The organism is Hydrogenophaga sp. H7 (assembly GCF_002025745.1).
Taxonomy (GTDB): Bacteria; Pseudomonadota; Gammaproteobacteria; order Burkholderiales; family Burkholderiaceae_C; genus Hydrogenophaga; species Hydrogenophaga pseudoflava.
On the sequence record NZ_MCIC01000001.1, the window covers coordinates 491,496 to 510,694 of the forward strand.

Consider the following 19,199-nt stretch of genomic DNA (forward strand, 5'->3'; position numbering starts at 1 on the left):
CTCCTGCGGGAGTGCGCCTGTGTTGTCCGTTTTTCGGAGGTGCCATGCCTCTCGTCCCCGTTTCCTCTTCGCTGTCTCATCGCGCCACAGGGCGTCGGCAGTGCCTGCTGTGGCTGGCGGCCGGTGCCGCCGGGCTGCTGTCGGGCTGTGACCGGCTGTCCCCTGGTGGCCAACCGGCGACGCCCTCGTTCAAGGGCATCGACATCACCGGGGCCGACTACGCCCGCGGTTTTTCGCTGACCGACTTCAACGGGCAGACCCGCACCCTGGCCGACTTCCAGGGCCGGGTCGTGATGCTGTACTTCGGCTTCGTGCAGTGCCCCGATGTCTGTCCGACGGCGCTCACGCGCGCCGCGGCGGTGATGGAGCGGCTGGGCCCCCGGGCCGGCGATCTGCAGGTGGTCTTCGTGACCGTGGACCCGGAGCGCGACACGCCTGAGCTGCTGCGCGAGTACATGGCCGCCTTCCACCCCAGCTTCCTGGCCCTGACCGGCAATGCCGAGCAGATCGCGCAGACCGCGAAGGACTTCCGCGCTTTCTACAAGAAGGTGCCCACCGGCAGCAGCTACACCATGGACCACACGGCGCTGAGCTACCTGTTCGACCGCCAGGGCCGCATCCGCGTGGCGCTGCGGCACGAACAGACCGCCGACGACTACATCGCCGACGTCCTGGCGCTGCTGGATGCGCCAGTGCCCTGATCCCTTTTCCCCAACCCCGTTTTTTCAACCCCAAGGAGTCCCCATGAAACACCTCATCAGCATTGCCCTCATCGCCGCGTCGGCCAGCGCCTTTGCACAGTCCTCGGTCGAGATCAAGGACCCCTGGGTCCGCGCGACCGTGGCCCAGCAGAAGGCCACCGGCGCCTTCATGCAGCTCACCGCCAAGGCCGACAGCAAGCTGGTCGAGGTCCAGTCGCCGGTGGCCGGCGTGGTCGAGATCCACGAGATGGCGATGGACAACAACGTGATGAAGATGCGCCAGATCCCCGGCCTGGCGCTGCCGGCCGGCAAGGCGGTCGAGCTCAAGCCTGGCGGCTACCACGTGATGCTGCTGGACTTGAAAGCCCAGGTGAAGGAGGGCGACGTGGTGCCGGTGACGCTGGTGTTCGAAGGCAAGGATGGCAAGCGCGAAACCGTCGAGGTCAAGGCCCCGGCCAAGCCGCTGGCTACCATGCCCGCCATGGCCAACAAGCCCGTACCGGCCGCCGAGCACAAGCACTGAGGCCCTGAGCCGCGCGCCCGATGACCCTGCTGTCCTGGCACCGCCTGTCCCGACGCCTGTCGGGCGGGCTGCTCGCCGCCCTGCTGCTGGCCACGCTGGCGCCCGCGGTCTCGCGCGCGCTCGCGGCCGGGCCGCCGCAGGACGGGCAGGACTGGGTCGAGCTCTGCACCGCGCAGGGCATGCAGTGGGTGCTGGCGAGCGAGCTAAGCGGCGACTCGGCCGCAGGCCCCGACGGTGAGCGTACGGGCGCGCTGGACCTGTGCGGCCACTGCACGCTCGCAGCCGAGCGGTTTGCGCCCCTGCTTCCGAACTGGCCCGCGCTGCCCGCGGTGGTGGCGAGCTGGCCCACCCCGTTCTTCTTCTCCACCGACCTCCGGTCCGCCGAGGCGCCCCGCGCCGCCGCGCGCGGCCCGCCGCTCCAGGGCTGATTCACCGGCGGGCCTGTCCCGCCTCGTCGGCCGCGGTGCACCGATGCACTCGGCCTCGTGAAGTCCGTTTCTGGAGTTGCCATGTCGAACCCTGTGAAAGAACCGGTGCGCCTGTGCGCCGGTCAAGACCCCCTTTTCAAGGCCGGTGCCACCGGTGGCCTGTGGCGCGTGCTCGACGGCACGGTGCGCCTGGACCGCGAGAGCGGCCCGTCCCGTCTGCCGGTGCTGATCGCCCTGCCGGGCGATCTGGTGGGCATCGAGTCGCTGTGTGACCAGCCCTACCAGTTCACCGCCATTGCCTTCACCGACTGCCGGCTGGCCCTGGTGCCGGTGACCACCGAGACCGAGCGCGAGGCCCTGCTGCGCGAGGCCCTGTTCCAGCAGCAGATGCGCACCCAGGACATGGCCACGCTGCGCACCGGCAACGTGCTGTCGCGGCTGGCCTGCCTGCTCCAGCTGCTCGGCCTGCCCTGGCAGGGCGCACAGGCGGCCGACGAGGCGCGTGCGGACGCGCTGCGCTCGGCCCTGCCTGCCCTGCGCGAGCTGGCCCAGATGGTGGACGCCAAGGCCGAAACCGTCTGCCGCGGCCTGGCCCAGCTGCTGCCTCCGCGCCGCCGCAAGAGCGGACCGGCCCGTGTCCACCCGCTGCCCCCGGTCGCGCCGACAGGGCTCGCGCCTTGGGTGTCGCCGTCCATGGCCATCGGCGCCCTGTCATGAACCTTCAGAAACCCCCATGCCACCCACCACCCCCCCGACGCTGGGCAAGTTCCACATGCTGGCCTGGCGCTGGCACTTCTACGCCGGCCTCTACGTCGTGCCCTTCCTCACCATGCTGGCCGTCACCGGCCTGGTGATGGTGTTCTTCACCGGCTTCCAGCACCGCCTGGGCCTGAACATCGACGTGCAGCCGCAGGCGACCTCCGTCCCGGTCGGCGCCATGGCGCAGGCGGTGCTGGCCCAGCGGCCCGGCGCACAGCTCAAGGAGTACGTGGCGCCGAAGTCCGACACGCGGCCGGCCTGGTTCGTGGTGACAGCGGACGGGCGCGACGAGGCCGTGGCCGCCAACCCCTACACCGGCGAGCTGCTGCGCACCGTGGACAAGGAGCGCACCGTGTTCGCCTGGGCCGAGAAGATCCACGGCACGCTGCTGCTCGGTGAACTGGGCGACCGGCTGATCGAGATCGCCGCCGGCCTGGGCATCGTGCTCATCGTCACCGGCGCCTACATGGCCTGGCCGCGCGGCGGGCAGGGCTGGGCCCGGGTGCTGATGCCCGACCTCTCGGCCAGGGGGCGCAGCGCCTGGAAATCGCTGCACGTGAGCGTGGCCTTCTGGGGCGGCCTGGTGCTGGCCTTGTTCCTTCTGACGGGGCTGGCCTGGGCGGGCATCTGGGGTGGCCATTTCGTGCAGCCCTGGGGCAGCTTCCCCGCCGCCAAGTGGGACGACGTGCCGAGGTCCGACGCGACGCACGCGGCGCTCGCCACCCCGGGCCTGAAGGAAGTGCCCTGGGGGCTGGAGCAGACGCCGATGCCGGCCTCCGGCTCCAGCGCTGGCCGGCCGGGCATCCCAGACGGCCAGCCGGTCAACCTCGACACGGTTGACGCCTACGCGCGCTCCATCGGCTTTGGCGGCCAGTTCCACATCGCCGTTCCTCAGGACGACACCGGCGTCTTCAGCATCAGCGCAGACAGCATTAGCGGCGACCTGAGCGACCCGACCGGCGACCGCTTCGTGCACCTGGACCAGTACACCGGCCGCGTGCTGGCCGAAGCTGCATTCGCCGACTACTCGCCCATGGCCAAGCTCATGGCCGTGGGCATCGCGCTGCACCAGGGCGACATGGGCCTGTGGAGCGCCTGGGCCAACGTGCTGTTCTGCCTGGCGGTGCTCTTCCTGTGCGTCAGCGGCATCGTGATGTGGTGGAAGCGCCGGCCCGCGAACGCCGGTCGTCTGGTGGCGCCGCGCGCACCCGCCGACGCCGCGCTCTGGAAAACCGGTGCGGTGGTGATGCTGGCGGTGGCGCTGGCGTTCCCGCTCTCGGGCGCGGTGCTGGTGGCGGTGCTGCTGCTGGACGGCTTGCTGATTTCGCGCATCCCGGCGCTCAAGCAGCGCCTGAACTGAAGCGGAGCGGGATCAGTCCAGCGCGCCGCCCACGCGCTGCAGATCGCCCCGGCCTCGCCGCTGCAGCGCTGTGGCCAGCAGGTGCTGCACGGCGCGCACCTGGGTGTCCAGCGGGAGCGCGAAGGCCCTGGGGCGCTCCGCGACCTGCTCGGGCAGCCAGGGCAGGTGCACGAAGCCGGCCTGCACGCTGCGGCGGCGCCGCAGGGCGTGCATCAGGCCATAGAACAGGTGGTTGCAGACGAAGCTGCCGGCGCTCAGTGACTCGGCCGCCGGCACGTCCTTGGCCTGCAGCGCCGCCACCAGGGCCTTGACCGGCAGGCGGCTGAAGTAGGCCGCCGGTGCGCCTGGCAGCACCGCACGGTCCAGCGGCTGCGCGCCCGCGTTGTCCGGGATGCGCGCGTCGTCCCGGTTGACGGCGATGCGCTCCACCGTCACGCCTTCGCGTCCGCCGGCCTGTCCGAGGCAGAGCACCAGGGCGGGTCGCTGAGCCGCCAGCTCCTGCTCCAGTGCGGCGATGGCGTCACCGAACACACAGGGCAGCACCAGAGAGGTCACCGGCCGGCCGCCGATGTGCTGGCCGTGCAGGGCCTGCGCGACGAGCGCGCTGGGGTTGAGGCGTTCGCCACCGAACGGCTCGAAGCCGGTGAGCAGGATGGACGGCGTGGTCCGGGCACCCGCCACCGGGGCCTCAGCGCAGGTGCACGCCCGGCGCGGGCGGCGTGGTCGCCGTGGCGCCGCGCTCGAAGGTGACCACGTGGTCGACCTCGGCCCGGATGCCGATCCACTCGCCCACCGCGTGGTTGTGGTGCGAGGGCACGTGCGTCATCAGCGTCTCACCGCTGGACAGGCGCAGTGTGTAGAGGAACTCAGAGCCGCGGAAGGCCTTGCGCACGATCTGCGCCTTCACCGGCGCCTCGTCGTCGTGCACGATGTCGTCGGCGCGCAGCAGCACGTCGCACAGCCCGGCCTCGTAGGCCGAGGGCAGCGGACATTCCTCGACATCCAGCAGCGCGCCCATGGGCGTCTGCACGATCACCTCGCCGGCCACCTGCTGGATCTGTGCCGGCGCGAACACGCCGTGGCCGATGAACTCGGCCACGAAGCGCGTGGCGGGCCGGTGGTAGAGCGCGTAGGCGTCGTCCCACTGGTGCAGGTGACCCTGGTGCATGACGCCGATCAGGTCGCCGATGGCGAAGGCTTCCAGCTGGTCGTGGGTGACGAAGAGGGCGGTGGCGCCGGCGGCCTTGAGGATGCCGCGCACCTCGTGCGCCAGCCGCTCGCGCAGGTCGACGTCGAGGTTGGAGAATGGTTCATCCAGCAGCAGCAGCCGGGGGTGCGGTGCCAGGGCGCGGGCCAGGGCCACGCGCTGCTGCTGGCCGCCGGAGAGCTCGTGCGGGTAGCGCGCCTGCATGCCGTCCAGCCCGACCAGCGCCAGCACCTCGGCCACGCGCTGCTCGCGTTCGGCGCGCGGCAGTTTGGCGATGCCGAAGGCCACGTTGCGGCCGACGTCGAGGTGTGGGAACAGCGCGTAGTCCTGGAACACCATGCCGATGCGCCTCCGCTCGGCGGGCACGTGCAGCGAGCCGTCGCTGACGGTTTCGCGCTCCAGCGTGATGCTGCCGGCGTGCGCACGTTCCAGTCCGGCGACCGCGCGCAGCAGCGTGGTCTTGCCGCAGCCCGAGGGCCCGATCAGCACGCCGATGTCGCCCGCACGAAGGCCGAGCGACACGCCGTCCACTGCGGGGTGGGACGAGCCGGAGTACTTGACGCTGAGCTGGCTGACCTGGAGGAACATGGTGGTCCATTGTAGATAACTACAATTCTCATTTGTGTTGTCCCGCATTTCCTCCACCGTTGGTCTGCTGCTGCTGGCCCTGGCGCTGACCCTGCCGGTGCTGGCGCTGCTGGCGTCCTGGTCCCAGTTCGACGCCGCGGCGCGCGAGGTGCTCGCGGAAATGTCGCGCACCGTGCTGCCGGACTACACCGTCACGTCGGTGGTGCTGTGCCTGAGCGTGGCGCTGGGTGTCGCGGTGGTGGGCATGGCCACCGCCAGCGCCGTCACCCTGTTCGACTTCCCCGGGCGGCGCGTGTTCGAGTGGGCGCTGCTGCTGCCGCTGGCCATGCCGGCCTATGTGGTGGCCTACGCCTACACCGACTTCCTGCAGTTCAGCGGTCCGCTCCAGGTCTGGATGCGCGAGAGCTTCGGCCTGCGCGGGCGGGTGTTCCCCGAGATCCGCAACACGCCCGGCGCGGTCTGGGTCTTCACCTTCTCGCTCTATCCCTATGTCTACCTGCTGGCGCGCACGGCACTGACCGAGCGCGCGGCGCAGCTGATGGAGGCTGCCCGCCTGCTGGGTGCGCCGCTGTCGCGCCGCATCCGCGAGGTGGCGCTGCCGCTGGCGCGGCCGGCGGTGGCGGCCGGTGTGGCGCTGGCACTGATGGAGACGCTGGCCGACTTCGGCGTGGCCAGCTACTTCGGCATCCAGACCTTCACCGCCGGCATCTACAAGGCCTGGCTGTCCATGGACATGCCGCTGGCGGCGGCGCAGCTGGCCACCATGCTGCTGGCGCTGGTGGCGCTGCTGCTGTGGCTGGAGCGGCGCGCGCAGCAGCGCATGCGCTTTGCCTCGCTGCGCGGCCAGCGCGCCGGCAGCGCCGACGCGCAGCCGGTGCCGCTGTCGGGCGGGCGGTCCGCGCTGGCCTGGCTGGCCTGCGCGCTGCCCATTCTGTTTGGTTTCGTGCTGCCGGTGCTGTTCATGCTGCGCCCGCTGATCGGCGGCTGGGAAGAACTGCCCTGGACCTCGTTCGTGCAGTGGGCCGGCAACAGCGTGCGCCTGGCCGCCATCAGCGCGGCGGCGGCCACGGTGCTGGCCCTGGTGCTGGCGTTTGCCGTGCGCACCCGGCCCGGTCCGCTGACACGGGGTGTGGTGCAACTGGCGGGGCTGGGCTATGCGGTGCCGGGCGCGGTGATCGTGGTCGGCCTGCTGCTGCCGGTGGGCTGGGCGCAGAAGGCCTTTCCCGATGGCAGCATCGGCTACTGGGTGACCGCCACCGTGATGGGCATCGTCTGGGCCTACCTGGTTCGCTTCACGGCGGTGGCCCTGCAATCGGCGCAGAGCGGCTATGCGCGCATCCCGGCCAGCCTGGACGACTCGGCCCGCATGCTCGGCACCACCGGTGCCGCGCTGGCCGCCCGCGTGCACTGGCCGCTGCTGCGGCGCACGACGGCGGCGGCGGCGCTGCTGGTGTTTGTGGACGTGATGAAGGAACTGCCGGCCACCCTGGTGCTGCGGCCCTTCAACAGCGACACCCTGGCGGTGGTGGCCTACCAGCTGGCGCGCGACGAGCGCCTGGGGGAAGCGGCCTTGCCGGCCCTCACGCTGGTGCTGGTGGGCCTGGTGCCGGTGATCATGCTTTCGCGCACGCTGCGCCAGCGCTGAGTGGTACCACCAACAGGAATCGAACCTGTATCTAGCGCTTAGGAGGCGCTCGTTCTATCCATTGAACTATGGCGGCTTGAGAGAGCCCGCATTGTATGTGCGGCGCCCGGGGGGTTTTCAGTCGTAGCGGTGGGTGAAGATCAGGTCGATCGCGTTCTCGGTGCCGGCGCGTGCGCGCAGGGTCAGGCGGCGCGAGAGGTCGTACAGGATCGAGACCGTGCTCATGGCGCCGGCCAGGCTCTGTTCGTAGCTCAGGTAGAGGTCGCTGGAGAGGCGCTTGCCCAGCGTGAGCGCCGCCCCGGTGGTGGTGCCGTCGGCGCTGGTGCCCGAGCCGGAGAAGCCGATCTCGTCGATGCCCAGCGTGCGCGCCAGCGCACCGTCCAGCGGCTCGCCACCGCTGGAGAGCAGGCGCCGCGCCGCCTGCTGCAGCACGAAGGCCTGGGCACCCGCGGCCGAGGCCGGACGGCCGAGCACCAGCCAAGCCAGCTTGTCGCCGTCGGGCAGGTCCGGGTCGGCGAACAGGGCCACGCGCGGGGCCTGGGCGTTGCCGCTGAGTTGCACCCCTACGCGCTGGTTGGTGTTTTCGGGCAGCACGCGCACGGCGCGGATGTCCAGCGCCGGGTCGTCGTAGGGGCCGGTGAAGCGCAGCACGCCCGACTCGATGCGCAGATTCTGGTCGTAGGCGCGGAAGGTGCCGTTGACGGTGCGCACCTCGCCCAGCACGCGCGGCGTCGGCAGGGCGGGCGTGGCGCGCAGGCTGAGCTGCCCCTCCAGACGCGCGTCCAGACCCTGGCCACGCACCTCGAACTGCGGCCCCAGGTCCAGCGCGACCGAGACGTCCGGCAACACGCGCTGGCCGGTGCCTTCGGGCACGGGCAGGTCGCGCGTGCTGCGCACCACCACGTCGTCGCCCAGGCTGGGTGTGCTTTCGTCGGGCAGGATGAACAGCGCCGAGTCGGCCTTGAGCTGGCCGCGCAGCTGCAGCAGGCGGCCGTCCAGCGTGGCATTGGCGTCGCCCGACAGCGTGAGGCGGCGGTCGGGTCGGCTGGAGATGCGCAGGCGCTGCGCCTGGGCCTTCAGTTCGATGAAGGGCTGGCGCAGCAGGCTGCCCGGCACGCTGCGCCACTCGGCCTGGCCGCTGGCTTCCAGCGTACCGCCGCTGGCTGCGCCGCCCGGGCCCTGCAGGCTGAAGCGGTCGACACGGATGCGCTCGCCTGCGAGGGTGGCGCGCAGCTGCCCGTTGGTGAAGGCGATGCCATCGACGACGGAGCGCAGGGCCAGCTCGTCGGCCTGCAGGCTGCCGTTCCACGCCGGCGATCCGCGCGTGCCGCTCAGGCGGGCGTCCGCGCTGAGCGTGCCCTGCATGCGCCAGCCGGGTGGCGCCAGCAGCGACCACACACCGACCTGCGGCAGCCGCACCTGGGCCGAGCCGCTGAGCGGCGCGCTGGCGGGCCACCAGCGTTCGAGCGGGTCGGTGCCGTCGCCAGTGCCGCTGCCGAGCGTGCTGGCCAGATCGGCGCTGGCCTGGCCCAGGCGCTCGGTGTCCCAGCGCAGCAGCGCCTGCAGCCGCCGGTCCTGCACTGTCAGGCTCAGGCGCGCGTCCCGCACACCGGCCGACAGGGGGGTCTCGGGACCGCCGTTGCCGCCGTTCCAGCGCAGGTCGCCGCTGCGCCGCTGCAGGCTGGCCGCCAGGGTGAACGGGGCGGACGGGTTCGTGGGCAGGCGCAGGTCCCAGTCGCCATCGAGAACGAGGTCGCCGGCCAGGCCGTTCGAGGCCAGCGGGGACGGCGCGGGCCCCAGGGCCGCGAACGACTCCAGCCAGGGCAGCGACAGGCCCTGCAGCCGGCCCCGGGTGTCCAGCGTCTGGGCCTGCCAGACCAGGCGCTGCCAGTCCAGGGTGAGCGGGGTCTGGGGGGCGGCCGCGGTGCCGGGCAGGGGACTGAGCGCCAGCGCGCCGGTGCCCGCGTCCAGCGCCAGGCCGTTGGCCGGGTCGATGGTCCACCCCAGCCGCAGCGGCGTGGTGCTGTCCAGCCGCCAGCCGGGCGTGCGGGCCGACGCCGTCTCGGGGCTCAGCCGCAGCTGCAGGCGGGCCAGGTCGAGCCGGCCGCCCGTGGTGGCCACGCCCAGTTGCCCCCTCGCGTCCAGGCCCAGCCGCCAGCCGGCGGTGGTGGCGCTGCCGGACGCGGTGAGTGCGAGGGCGTCCAGCGGGCCGGCGGCGCTGAGCGCCACGTCGTCGATGCGCAGCGGCGCGGCGCCGTCACCGCCCTGCCAGCCGAGGCCGGGCAGGTTCAGCGTGGCCTGCAGCCGGGGCGGTGCCACCGGGTTCGCAGGTGCTGATGGGGAACCGGGCGCCGCTGCCGGCGCTGGCCAGCCCAGCGCGGCCAGCCCGCCCGACCACTGCACCCGGGCGCTGCCGCCGTTGTCGGCGCGCAGCCGGTCGAGCGAGGCCAGTGCGTCGCGCGCCGATGCGCTCCACACCGGCAGGCTGCGCAGGCCACGCACCCAGTCGAGCAGGCGGGGCGTGTTGTCCAGCCGCGCGCGCAGGTCGCCTTGTCCGCTGGCGTGGGCGGCCTGGCCGTCCCAGTCCAGCCGCGCCCCGGGCAAGTCCAGGCCCCAGCGGCCCTGCAGGCTGCGCTGCGCCGGCTCCAGCCGGCCCAGGCCCTGCAGCCGCGCGCCCACCGCGCCCAGCTGCGCCTGCAGGTCGATGGCGCCGGCCGGTGCGGGTGAAGGCGCGGCGCGCGCGCTGGCCTTGCCATCAAGCACGCCGGGCGGCAGCGTGCTCCAGAGCCGCGTGGACTGCACGCCCTGGACCTGGAGTTCGCCCTGCCAGTCGGTGACGGCCGGTGCGCCCGGGCCGCCGGTGCCCAGTGCAAACGAGGTCTGCCCTTGCAACGTGCCACCGCCCAGCCGCGCCTGCAGTCCGCGCACGGTCCAGCGCTCGCCGCGCTGTTGCACCTCGGCCTGCAGTTGCTGCAGCGGCAGGCCTTGCTGGTCGGCGGGCTGCTCGCGGGCGTTGGTCAGCTGCACCCGGGCGCGCCAGCCGTCGCCTTCGGGCTGCGCCTGCAACTGCCCGCTCAGCGCGGTCACCGGCGCGGTCGGCCAGAGCATGGCGAGGTTGAGGGCGCGCGCGTTCACGTCGGCGCTGCGCAGGGGCTGGTCGGCCCAGGGCAGCACGCGGGCGGTGAGCGACAGGGTGGTGGCGTCCGGGCCGGTGGCGCCGTCCGCGGGGTGGGCCTGGGCACTGATGTCGAGCGCGGCGCCGGCACCAGCCAGCGTGCCGTTCACCCGGGCCTGGGCCTGCAGTTGCAGGGAAGGGCCGTCGGGCACGCGGCCGCGCACCTCGCCCTGAAGCGCCAGCGCCAGGGGCAGCGGCGCCTGTGCGCCCAGGTTGAGCTGCCCGCGGTAGCGCCCGTCGGCCCACTGCAGCGAATCGAGGCGCAGGCGGTGCGCGGCGCTCACGCCCGGCGTGTCGGGCAGGGCGGGTTCGTCCGTGGGCGTGGACAGTGCGGCGTAGCGGTAGTGGCCGGCGATGTCCGCGGCGCTGAGCGTCTGCCGGCCCGTGAGCTCGAAACGTTCCAGCGAAAAGCCCAGGCTCAGCGGCAGGGGCAGGCTCAGGTCCGCCAGCGGCTCGCTCGGTGTGGGAAGGCGCTGGTCGTCCACCCGCAGGCTGCGGATGGTCAGCGACGGGATGTGCAGGCCCCGGCCTTGCAGCGCGTCGGTCCAGAGCGCGTCGCCCCATTGCAGCGCCACGTCCTCGGCCTGCACCGTGAGGCCTTCCTGCGACCAGCGCAGGCTGCCGATGCGTCCGCCGCCGCGCAGGCTGCCTTCGACGTTGTCGGTCTGCAGGCGGCCCGGCGAAGCGTCCGCCTCCTGGGTCCAGCGTCCGGCCCAGGCCAGGGCCTGCGCGAGCGAACCGGGCGTGCCGGCCCATAGCCAGAGCGCGACCACCGCCGCGAGCAGCAGACCCAGCGCGCCGCCCGCCAGCCACAGCCCGGTCCGAAGCGCGCGCATCAGAAACTGAACCCCACGTTGAGGTGGACGCGCAGGCGCTTGGGCCCCAGGCCATAGGCCAGGTCCAGCTGCAGCGGGCCCACCGGGCTGTTGTATCGCAGCCCGGCGCCCACGCCCACCTTGGGGCTGGTGTGCGAGGGCTGGTTGGTCACGATGCCGGCGTCGGCAAACAGCACGCTTTCCCAGTCGGTGCGCACGCCGCCGCGCCAGATCGGGCGCTGCCATTCGAAGCTGGCCACCGCCATGTAGCGCCCCGGCGCGACGCTGCCATCGGCCTGGGGCACACCGATGTCGCGCAGGCCGTAGCCGCGCACCGTGTTGTCGCCCCCGGTGAGGAACAGCTGCGTGTCGGGAATGCGGGCGGTGCTGTCGGCCAGCAGTGCGCCACCCTGCAGCCGAAGGGCCAGCCGACCGAGGCGGCTGGGCGGCGGGGCGGTGGTGGGCTCGCGCGTTTCAGCGGTGGCGGTCCAGGCTCCGAGCCCGCGGTCCAGCGGCCAGTAGCCCAGCCAGCGCGCCTGCGTGCTCAGGAACGGTTTGCGCTCACTGCCAAGCGTGGTGCCGGCGCCCAGCGTCAGGCCCAGGCCGTAGCCGCTCTGGGGAAAGGGCAGCTGGTCGAAGCGGCGCCAGGTCCAGCCGTAATTGACCGAGACGGCGGCCTCGTTGCCGTCGGACGAGAGGCTGGCGAGCGCGGTGTTCACGGTTCGCGCGCGGTCGTATTGCACGAAGTAGCGCCGGTCCATGCGCGGGCTGTTTTGCGCCTTGCCCAGGCTCAGCCGCAGGCTGGAGACGGTGTTGTCGCCATCGGTCTGCCGCGCCAGGCGTCCGCCCGTCAGCCAGTGCCAGCCATCGTCCTCCACCGGCGCGCTCCAGTCGGTGGACAGCAGCTGGTCGTGGCGCTCCAGCTGCAGCTTGCTGCGCGCCTGCCAGCCCAGGAAGGGCATGCGCAGGTGCTGGTGTTCGGCCGAGAGGCGCGGGCCGTTGTTGGTGCTGCCGCCGATGCCCAGCACCACCTTCTTGAGCGGCGCTTCGCGCACCTGCACCACCACCGGCGCCGGGGCGTCGGCCTCACCGGCAGCGTCCAGGTCCACGTAGGCGAACACCGAGCTGTAGTAGCCGGTGTCGGCGATGTGCTGCTGCGCGTCCTGCAGCCGCGACAGGCTGTAGTCGGCGCCCGGCCGCAGACCGGCCAGCCGCACCAGGCGCTCGACCGTGCGCGGGTCGTAGCGCTCGGCGCCGTCCACCCGCACCTCGCCGATCCGCACCGGCGCGCCCGAGTCGAGCTCGATGTGCCAGTGCGCGGCGTGGCCGGTGGCGTCGATGTCGCTCAGGCTGTTGGCAATGCGCGCGCGCGGGTAGCGCTCGGCAGTGAGCAGGCGCAGGGTGTCGGATTTGGTGCGGTCCCAGGCCGCCTGCGAGAAGGGCTGGCCCACCGCCTGCTGGCTGCGCCGGCGCACGGCCTCGCGCTGTTCCTCGGCCGCGGCGTGGCGGGCGATGTCGCCGCTGAAATAGACCGCCGAGGACGCCACCTGGGTGGCCGGGCCGGGCTCGATGCGGATCAGCACCTCGCCCAGCGCCGGGCCGCCCGGTTGGCGGGTGACGGTCACCTCTGGCGAAAAGAAGCCCTGCGTGCCCAGCAGCTGCCGCAGGTTGTCAGGCGCAGCGATCAGCAGCCGGTCGAGTTCACCGCTGTCCAGGTCCGGCAGGTGGCGGTAGCGCTGCAGCTCGATGTGGCGCAGGAGGAAGGCCTGCAGATCGCCAGGCGCCTGCAGCGTGATCGCAAAACGCTCGGGCGCGGCGCTTGTGTCGCTGGCTTCGGGGACGCTGCCCGGTCCGGGCTCCGCCGCCTGCAGCGGCATGCCCAGGAACAGCAGCGACAACAGACAAAAAAGCCGTGTGGAAGCCACACGGCGCCGGGAGGTGAGGGTCATGCAGGCTTATTTCGAGAGCATTCTCATCGTGTCCTCCAGCCCCTTGAGGGTCAGCGGGAACATGCGCTGCCCCACAAGTTGCTGGACGATGCTGATGCTCTGTCGATACTGCCACACGCCCTGAGGTTCCGGGTTGATCCAGGCAAATTTCGGGAACGCGTGTGTGAGCCGTTGTAACCACTCCGCACCCGCTTCCTCGTTGTTGTATTCCACGCTGCCGCCGGGCTGCAGGATCTCGTAGGGGCTCATGGTGGCGTCGCCCACGAAGATCAGTTTGTAGTCCTTGTTGTACTTGCGGATGATGTCCCAGGTCGCGAACTTCTCGGCGTAGCGGCGCTTGTTGTTCTTCCACATGAAGTCGTAGACGCAGTTGTGGAAGTAATAGAACTCCAGGTGCTTGAACTCGGCCTTGACGGCGGAAAACAGCTCCTCGACGCGCTGGATGTGCTCGTCCATGGTGCCGCCCACGTCCATCAGCAGCAGAACCTTCACGTTGTTGTGCCGCTCCGGAATCATCTTGATGTCCAGCCAGCCGGCGTTGGCGGCGGTGGCGCGGATGGTGTCGGGCAGGTCCAGTTCGAGCTCGTGGCCTTCGCGCGCGAACTTGCGCAGGCGGCGCAGGGCGACCTTGATGTTGCGCGTGCCCAGTTCCTGCGTGTCGTCGTAGTCGCGGTAGGCGCGCTGGTCCCACACCTTCACCGCCGACTTGTTGCCGCCCTTGCCACCGATGCGGATGCCCTGCGGGTTCTTGCCGCCGTGGCCGAACGGCGAGGTGCCGCCCGTGCCAATCCACTTGTTGCCGCCCTCGTGCCGCTCCTTCTGCTCTTCGAGGCGCTTCTTCAGCGTCTCCATCAGCTCGTCCCAGTCCATTTTGGGCGCGTTGGCGATCTGCTCGTCGGAGAGGAGGCGTTCCATCTCCTGGCGCAGCCAGTCGGCGGGAATCGGCTTGCTGAAGTCCGCGATCATCTCCACGCCCTTGAAATAGGCGGCGAAGGCGCGGTCGAACTTGTCGAAGTGCTTCTCGTCCTTGACCAGCGCGGTGCGGGCCAGGAAGTAGAAGTCGTCCATGGTGCAGGCGTCCGGGTTGGTCGGCCCGACCACGTTGGCCTGGAGCGCTTCGAGCAGCGTCAGGTACTCCTTGACCGAGACCGGCAGCTTGGCCGAGCGCAGGGTGTAGAAGAAGTCGATCAGCATGACGGACTCCCGTTGACGAGCAGGGGGCTCACCGGTTCCGCTGGTTCATGAACACCAGCTTTTCAAACAAGGTCGTGTCCTGCTCGTTCTTGAGCAGGGCACCCACCAGCGGCGGGATCGACACCTTGTTGTCGGCGCTCTGCAGCGCTTCGAGCGGAATGTCCTCGGCCATCAGCAGCTTGAGCCAGTCCAGCAGTTCGCTGGTGGATGGCTTCTTCTTCAGGCCGGGCAGGTTGCGCACGTCGTAGAACGTCTTCATCGCCGCGGTCAGCAGCTCGTCCTTGAGCGTGGGGAAGTGCACGTCTACGATCTTCTTCATCGTGTCGGCATCGGGGAACTTGATGTAGTGGAAGAAGCAGCGGCGCAGGAAGGCGTCGGGCAGTTCCTTTTCGTTGTTCGAGGTGATGAACACCAGCGGCCGGTGTTTGGCCTTGATGAGTTCGCGCGTTTCGTAGCAGTAGAACTCCATGCGGTCGAGTTCGCGCAGCAGGTCGTTGGGGAACTCGATGTCGGCCTTGTCGATTTCGTCGATCAGCAGCGCCACCGGCTGGTCGGCGGTGAAGGCCTGCCACAGCACACCCTGCACGATGTAGTTGCGGATGTCCTTGACGCGCTCGGCGCTGTCGGCGGTGTTGAGCTGACTGTCGCGCAGGCGGTTCACCGCGTCGTACTCGTAGAGGCCCTGCTGTGCCTTGGTGGTGGACTTGATGTGCCACTGCAGCAGCGGCATGTCCAGCGCCTGCGCCACCTCCTCGGCCAGCATGGTCTTGCCGGTGCCTGGTTCGCCCTTGACGAGCAGCGGGCGTTTGAGCGTGATGGCGGCGTTCACGGCCAGCATCAGGTCCTGGGTGGCGACGTAGTTTTCAGAGCCTTGGAACTTCATGGAGGGGGCGGAGAAGGGCGGTGGATGGGCCTGTGGGTCAGGGTTATCAATAAGCCGTTATTGATGGTCAAGTCTATATAATCGTCTGTTGATTTTTATCAATCGTTCACTTCATTGTGCTTGCAAAATGACCCATCCGCTGCCTACGTTCGCCCGTACTGTTGTCGCCGCTGCGACCCTTCTTGCAGCGGTTTCGGCTGCCCAGGCGCAAGGTGTGACCGGCTCGGCTGAGGCCGGCCAGAAGAAAGCTGAAATGTGCATTGGTTGCCACGGCATCAAGGGCTACCAGAACAGCTTCCCCGAGATCCACAAGGTTCCCAAGATCTCGGGTCAGTCCGACAAGTACATCGTCTCCGCGCTGACCGCCTACAAGAAGGGCGACCGCAAGCACCCTTCCATGCGCGGCATCGCCGGTTCGCTGAGCGAGCAGGACATGGCCGATCTGGCCGCGTTCTATTCGGCACAAGCTGGCGCCGCGCCTGCGGAGACACCCAAGACCGCGAGTGCAGCCGCCGCCGCACTGATCCAGAAGGGTGCCTGCGCCTCCTGCCACGGCGCCAACTTCGCCAAGCCCATCGATCCGAGCTACCCCAAGATCGCCGGCCAGCATTCGGACTACCTGTACGTCGCGCTCAAGTCCTACACGGTCGAGGGCAACAACGTGGTCGGTCGCTCCAACGGCGTGATGGCCGGCATTGCCAAGCAGTTCAAGCCCGCCGAGATGCGCGAGATCGCCAAGTACCTGGGTTCGCTGGACGGCGACCTGCAGACGGTGCCGCAGTCGCGCTTCCGCTGACCTCTGACCTCCCATGAAAAAGCCGCTCATCGAGCGGTTTTTTTGTTTCAGTCCTGGGTGGCGCGTCGGCGCACCTGGTCGATGTAGGCCTGCCCGTCCGGCGGGCGGCCCGAGCGCTGGCTCTCCCAGATCATGCGGCCCAGGCATTCCATCACCTCGTGGTGGGCGGCGTGCAGGTCGCCGCGGCGCGCGGTCAGCAGCTCCACCGCTTGGCGGATGCCCGGGGGCTGGTCGATGCTGCACTGCTCGCTGATCGACAGGTGCATGGACAGGTGCAGGAACGGGTTCTCCTGCCCACCGTCGCCGGGGGTGCCCATCTGCGCCAGCGCCGCGTCGACATCCGAGAGCGCGGCGTGGTACTCCGGGTGCTCGGCGATCCACTGGCCGGCCAGCATCTCGATGGCCTCCATGGCCTCGCCGGACTGTTGTTTGGCGTGCACGGCACAGAAGAAGCGCCGGACATCGGCTTGGGACGGACTGAACATGGATGCATTATCCTGCATGTTTTTCGAGGAGACACACCATGCCACAGGCATTCATCTGCGACGCCATCCGCACCCCCTTCGGCCGCTACGGCGGCGCCCTGTCCTCCGTGCGCACCGACGACCTCGGTGCCATTCCCCTCAGGGCGCTGATGGCGCGCAATCCTTCGGTGGACTGGGAAGCCGTCACCGATGTGCTGTTCGGCTGCGCCAACCAGGCCGGTGAAGACAACCGCAACGTCGCCCACATGAGCAGCCTGCTGGCGGGGCTGCCGCTGGAGGTGCCGGGTGCCACCATCAACCGCCTGTGCGGCTCGGGGCTGGACGCGGTGGGCACGGCCGCGCGCGCCATCAAGGCCGGCGAAGCGGGGCTGATGATCGCCGGCGGCGTGGAGAGCATGAGCCGCGCGCCGTTCGTGATGCCCAAGGCCGAGAGCGCCTTCAGCCGCGCCAACGCGGTCTACGACACCACCATCGGCTGGCGCTTCGTCAACAAACTGATGAAGGAGAAGTACGGCGTGGACTCCATGCCCGAGACGGCTGAGAACGTGGCGACCGATTTCAAGATCGAGCGCGAAGCCCAGGACCGCATGGCCCTGGCCAGCCAGATGCGCGCGGTGGCGGCGATCAAGGCCGGGCACTTGGCGCGCGAGATCTGCCCTGTGAGCATTCCGCAGAAGAAGGGCGATGCGGTGGTGGTCGACACCGATGAACACCCGCGAGAGACCAGCCTGGATGCACTGGCCAGACTCAACGGTGTGGTGCGTCCTGACGGCACGGTGACGGCCGGCAACGCCAGTGGTGTCAACGACGGTGCCTGCGCCCTGCTGCTGGCCGACGAGGCCACGGCCGCGAAGAACGGCCTGACGCCCAAGGCCCGCATCGTCGGCATGGCCACGGCCGGGGTGGCGCCGCGCATCATGGGCATCGGCCCTGCGCCGGCCACGCAGAAGGTGCTGGCCCAGACCGGGCTGACGCTGGAGCAGATCGACGTGATCGAACTCAACGAAGCCTTTGCGGCCCAGGGCCTGGCTGTCCTGCGCCTGCTGGGGCTCAAGGACGACGACGAGCGCGTGAACGCCTGGGGCGGCGCCATCGCGCTGGGCCACCCGCTGGGCGCCAGCGGCGCGCGCCTGGCCACCACGGCGGTCAACCGCCTGCACGCCACCGGCGGACGCTACGCGCTGTGCACCATGTGCATCGGCGTGGGCCAGGGCATTGCGCTGATCGTCGAGCGCGTGTGAGCGCGCTGCCGCTGATCACCGATCCGTTCTTCTACGCGGTCTCGATCCCGGCGGTGCTGCTGCTGGGCGTGAGCAAGAGCGGCTTCGGTGCGGGCTTCGGTTCGCTGGCTGTGCCCATGATGGCGCTGGCGGTCACAGTGCCGCAGGCGGCGGCGATCCTGATGCCGGTGCTGCTGGTGATGGACCTGCTGGGCATGGCGGCCTTTCGCAAGGATGTGGACCGGGCACTGCTGAAATTCCTGCTGCCGTTCGGCCTGGCCGGCATCGTCCTGGGCACCGTGTTGTTCCGCGTCCTGGACGCCCGGGTGGTGGCCGGGGTGGTGGGGCTGGTGACGCTGCTGTTCCTGGCGCAGCGCCTGCTGTTTCCGCCCCGCGCCGACAGCCCGCCACCGCCGAAATGGCTGGGCGCGATCCTGACAGCCACGTCCGGCTTCACCAGTTTCATCGCCCACGCGGGCGGGCCCCCGATCAATGCCTATGTGATTCCGCTGAAGCTCCGGCCGGTGCTGTTCACAGGCACCATGGCCTTTTTCTTCTTCTTCATCAACCTGTCCAAGTGGATTCCGTACGCCTGGCTGGGCCTGCTGGACTGGCGCAACATGGCCACCTCGCTGGCATTGCTGCCATTCGCGCCGATCGGGGTGTGGGTGGGTGTGCGCATCGCGCACCGCATCAACCAGGCGCTGTTCTACCGCATGGTCTATACCGGCATGTTCCTGACCGCGGTGAAGCTGCTCTGGGATGCACGCCCGTTAACATAGCCGGCGTTCCATGCACCCGAGGAGGTCCGTATGCCGGTGGTGGTGATCGCAAATCCGAAGGGAGGGGTGGGCAAGTCCACCCTGTCGACCAACGTGGCCGGCTACCTGGCCAGCCGCGGCCACGCCGTGATGCTGGGCGACGCCGACCGCCAGCAGTCGTCCGCGCTCTGGCTGAGCCTGCGCCCTGCGGCCGCCCGCCCGATCCGCTCGTGGGAAGTGTCGGGCGACCATGTGGGCAAGCCGCCCAAGGGGACGACCCATGTGGTGCTGGACACGCCCGCCGGCCTGCACGGTTCGCTGTGCAAGGAAGCGCTCAAACACGCCGACAAGGTGCTGGTGCCGCTGCAGCCGAGCATCTTCGACATCTACGCCACGCGCGCGTTTCTTGACGAGCTCGCTCAGTCCAAGCACGCGGGGCATCTGCAGGTGGGCATCGTCGGCATGCGGGTCGATGCCCGCACGATTGCGGCCGACAAGCTGCACGAGTTTGTCGATGGGCTGGGGCTGCCGGTTCTGGGCTACCTGCGCGACACGCAGAACTACATCCACCTCGCCGCGCGCGGGCTCACGCTGTTCGATGTGGCGCCCAGCCGTGTGGAAAAAGACCTGGAGCAGTGGCGCGGCATCTGCGACTGGCTGGACCGCTGAACCCGGTCCGGCGCTGTCGCGGTGCCGACAGTGCCTTCCAG

The 19,199-nt window shown here is 70.2% G+C and carries 17 protein-coding genes and 1 tRNA gene; 10 read left to right on the forward strand and 8 right to left on the reverse strand.

The annotated features are described in order from the left end of the window. Positions 1-44: 44 nt before the first annotated feature. From BC358_RS02355 to BC358_RS02375, 5 genes are all read left to right on the forward strand, one after another. Positions 45-701 (forward strand): SCO family protein, encoded by a 657-nt coding sequence (locus BC358_RS02355; RefSeq protein ID WP_079364503.1) that lies wholly within the window; start codon positions 45-47, stop codon positions 699-701. Positions 702-744: 43 nt separating this feature from the next. Then, positions 745-1,224: a copper chaperone PCu(A)C gene (locus tag BC358_RS02360; protein WP_079364504.1), complete on the forward strand. Its 480-nt coding sequence runs from the start codon at positions 745-747 to the stop codon at positions 1,222-1,224. Between the two features lie 20 nt (positions 1,225-1,244). Then, a complete protein-coding gene (locus BC358_RS02365; protein ID WP_079364505.1) occupies positions 1,245-1,652 on the forward strand; it encodes a DUF2946 family protein in 408 nt (135 codons plus the stop codon). A gap of 81 nt (positions 1,653-1,733) precedes the next feature. Further along, positions 1,734-2,369, forward strand: coding sequence for a cyclic nucleotide-binding domain-containing protein (locus BC358_RS02370; RefSeq protein WP_079364506.1), 636 nt, complete (start codon positions 1,734-1,736; stop codon positions 2,367-2,369). A 16-nt stretch (positions 2,370-2,385) separates the two neighbouring features. Further along, a complete protein-coding gene (locus BC358_RS02375; RefSeq protein WP_079364507.1) occupies positions 2,386-3,771 on the forward strand; it encodes a PepSY domain-containing protein in 1,386 nt (461 codons plus the stop codon). Positions 3,772-3,783: 12 nt separating this feature from the next. Here the strand turns inward: BC358_RS02375 and pcp are convergent, their stop codons facing one another. Together pcp and BC358_RS02385 are read right to left on the reverse strand one after the other, a co-directional pair. Then, on the reverse strand, positions 3,784-4,452 hold the full coding sequence (gene pcp / locus BC358_RS02380; protein WP_079364508.1) for a pyroglutamyl-peptidase I: 669 nt from the start codon (positions 4,450-4,452) through the stop codon (positions 3,784-3,786). A 7-nt stretch (positions 4,453-4,459) separates the two neighbouring features. Beyond that, positions 4,460-5,566 carry an ABC transporter ATP-binding protein gene (locus BC358_RS02385; protein WP_066158666.1) on the reverse strand — a complete coding sequence of 369 codons (1,107 nt, stop codon included), beginning with the start codon at positions 5,564-5,566 and terminating at the stop codon, positions 4,460-4,462. Between the two features lie 34 nt (positions 5,567-5,600). Between BC358_RS02385 and BC358_RS02390 the strand changes: the two genes are divergently transcribed. Beyond that, positions 5,601-7,211 carry an iron ABC transporter permease gene (locus tag BC358_RS02390; protein ID WP_066158660.1) on the forward strand — a complete coding sequence of 537 codons (1,611 nt, stop codon included), beginning with the start codon at positions 5,601-5,603 and terminating at the stop codon, positions 7,209-7,211. A gap of 1 nt (position 7,212) precedes the next feature. Here BC358_RS02390 and BC358_RS02395 read toward each other — a convergent pair. The 5 genes from BC358_RS02395 to BC358_RS02415 form a co-directional block, all read right to left on the reverse strand. Next, a tRNA-Arg gene (locus BC358_RS02395) sits at positions 7,213-7,287 on the reverse strand. Positions 7,288-7,328: 41 nt separating this feature from the next. After that, positions 7,329-11,222, reverse strand: a complete 3,894-nt coding sequence (locus BC358_RS02400) for a translocation/assembly module TamB domain-containing protein (RefSeq protein WP_079364510.1) — start codon at positions 11,220-11,222, stop codon at positions 7,329-7,331. Further along, the gene (locus BC358_RS02405) at positions 11,222-13,150 is read right to left on the reverse strand and encodes an autotransporter assembly complex family protein (RefSeq protein ID WP_079364511.1); all 1,929 of its coding nucleotides are present in this window, start codon (positions 13,148-13,150) and stop codon (positions 11,222-11,224) included. Before BC358_RS02405 ends, BC358_RS02400 begins: the two co-directional genes overlap by 1 nt. 6 nt (positions 13,151-13,156) lie before the next feature. Further along, on the reverse strand, positions 13,157-14,344 hold the full coding sequence (locus BC358_RS02410) for a VWA domain-containing protein (protein ID WP_079364512.1): 1,188 nt from the start codon (positions 14,342-14,344) through the stop codon (positions 13,157-13,159). Positions 14,345-14,372: 28 nt separating this feature from the next. Beyond that, positions 14,373-15,227 carry a MoxR family ATPase gene (locus BC358_RS02415; RefSeq protein WP_066158648.1) on the reverse strand — a complete coding sequence of 285 codons (855 nt, stop codon included), beginning with the start codon at positions 15,225-15,227 and terminating at the stop codon, positions 14,373-14,375. 127 nt (positions 15,228-15,354) lie between these two features. Between BC358_RS02415 and BC358_RS02420 the strand changes: the two genes are divergently transcribed. Continuing rightward, a complete protein-coding gene (locus BC358_RS02420; protein ID WP_066158645.1) occupies positions 15,355-16,023 on the forward strand; it encodes a cytochrome c in 669 nt (222 codons plus the stop codon). 47 nt (positions 16,024-16,070) lie between these two features. Here the strand turns inward: BC358_RS02420 and BC358_RS02425 are convergent, their stop codons facing one another. Further along, positions 16,071-16,508 carry a DUF1841 family protein gene (locus BC358_RS02425; protein WP_066158643.1) on the reverse strand — a complete coding sequence of 146 codons (438 nt, stop codon included), beginning with the start codon at positions 16,506-16,508 and terminating at the stop codon, positions 16,071-16,073. A gap of 38 nt (positions 16,509-16,546) precedes the next feature. Between BC358_RS02425 and pcaF the strand changes: the two genes are divergently transcribed. From pcaF to BC358_RS02440, 3 genes are read left to right on the forward strand one after another with little or no spacing between them, the layout of a single operon-like run. Beyond that, positions 16,547-17,749: a 3-oxoadipyl-CoA thiolase gene (pcaF, locus tag BC358_RS02430; protein WP_079364513.1), complete on the forward strand. Its 1,203-nt coding sequence runs from the start codon at positions 16,547-16,549 to the stop codon at positions 17,747-17,749. Continuing rightward, positions 17,746-18,510 carry a sulfite exporter TauE/SafE family protein gene (locus BC358_RS02435; protein ID WP_066158636.1) on the forward strand — a complete coding sequence of 255 codons (765 nt, stop codon included), beginning with the start codon at positions 17,746-17,748 and terminating at the stop codon, positions 18,508-18,510. The genes pcaF and BC358_RS02435 overlap by 4 nt, the downstream gene beginning before the upstream one ends. Positions 18,511-18,540: 30 nt before the next feature. Beyond that, on the forward strand, positions 18,541-19,158 hold the full coding sequence (locus BC358_RS02440; protein WP_066158633.1) for a ParA family protein: 618 nt from the start codon (positions 18,541-18,543) through the stop codon (positions 19,156-19,158). Positions 19,159-19,199: the final 41 nt, after the last annotated feature.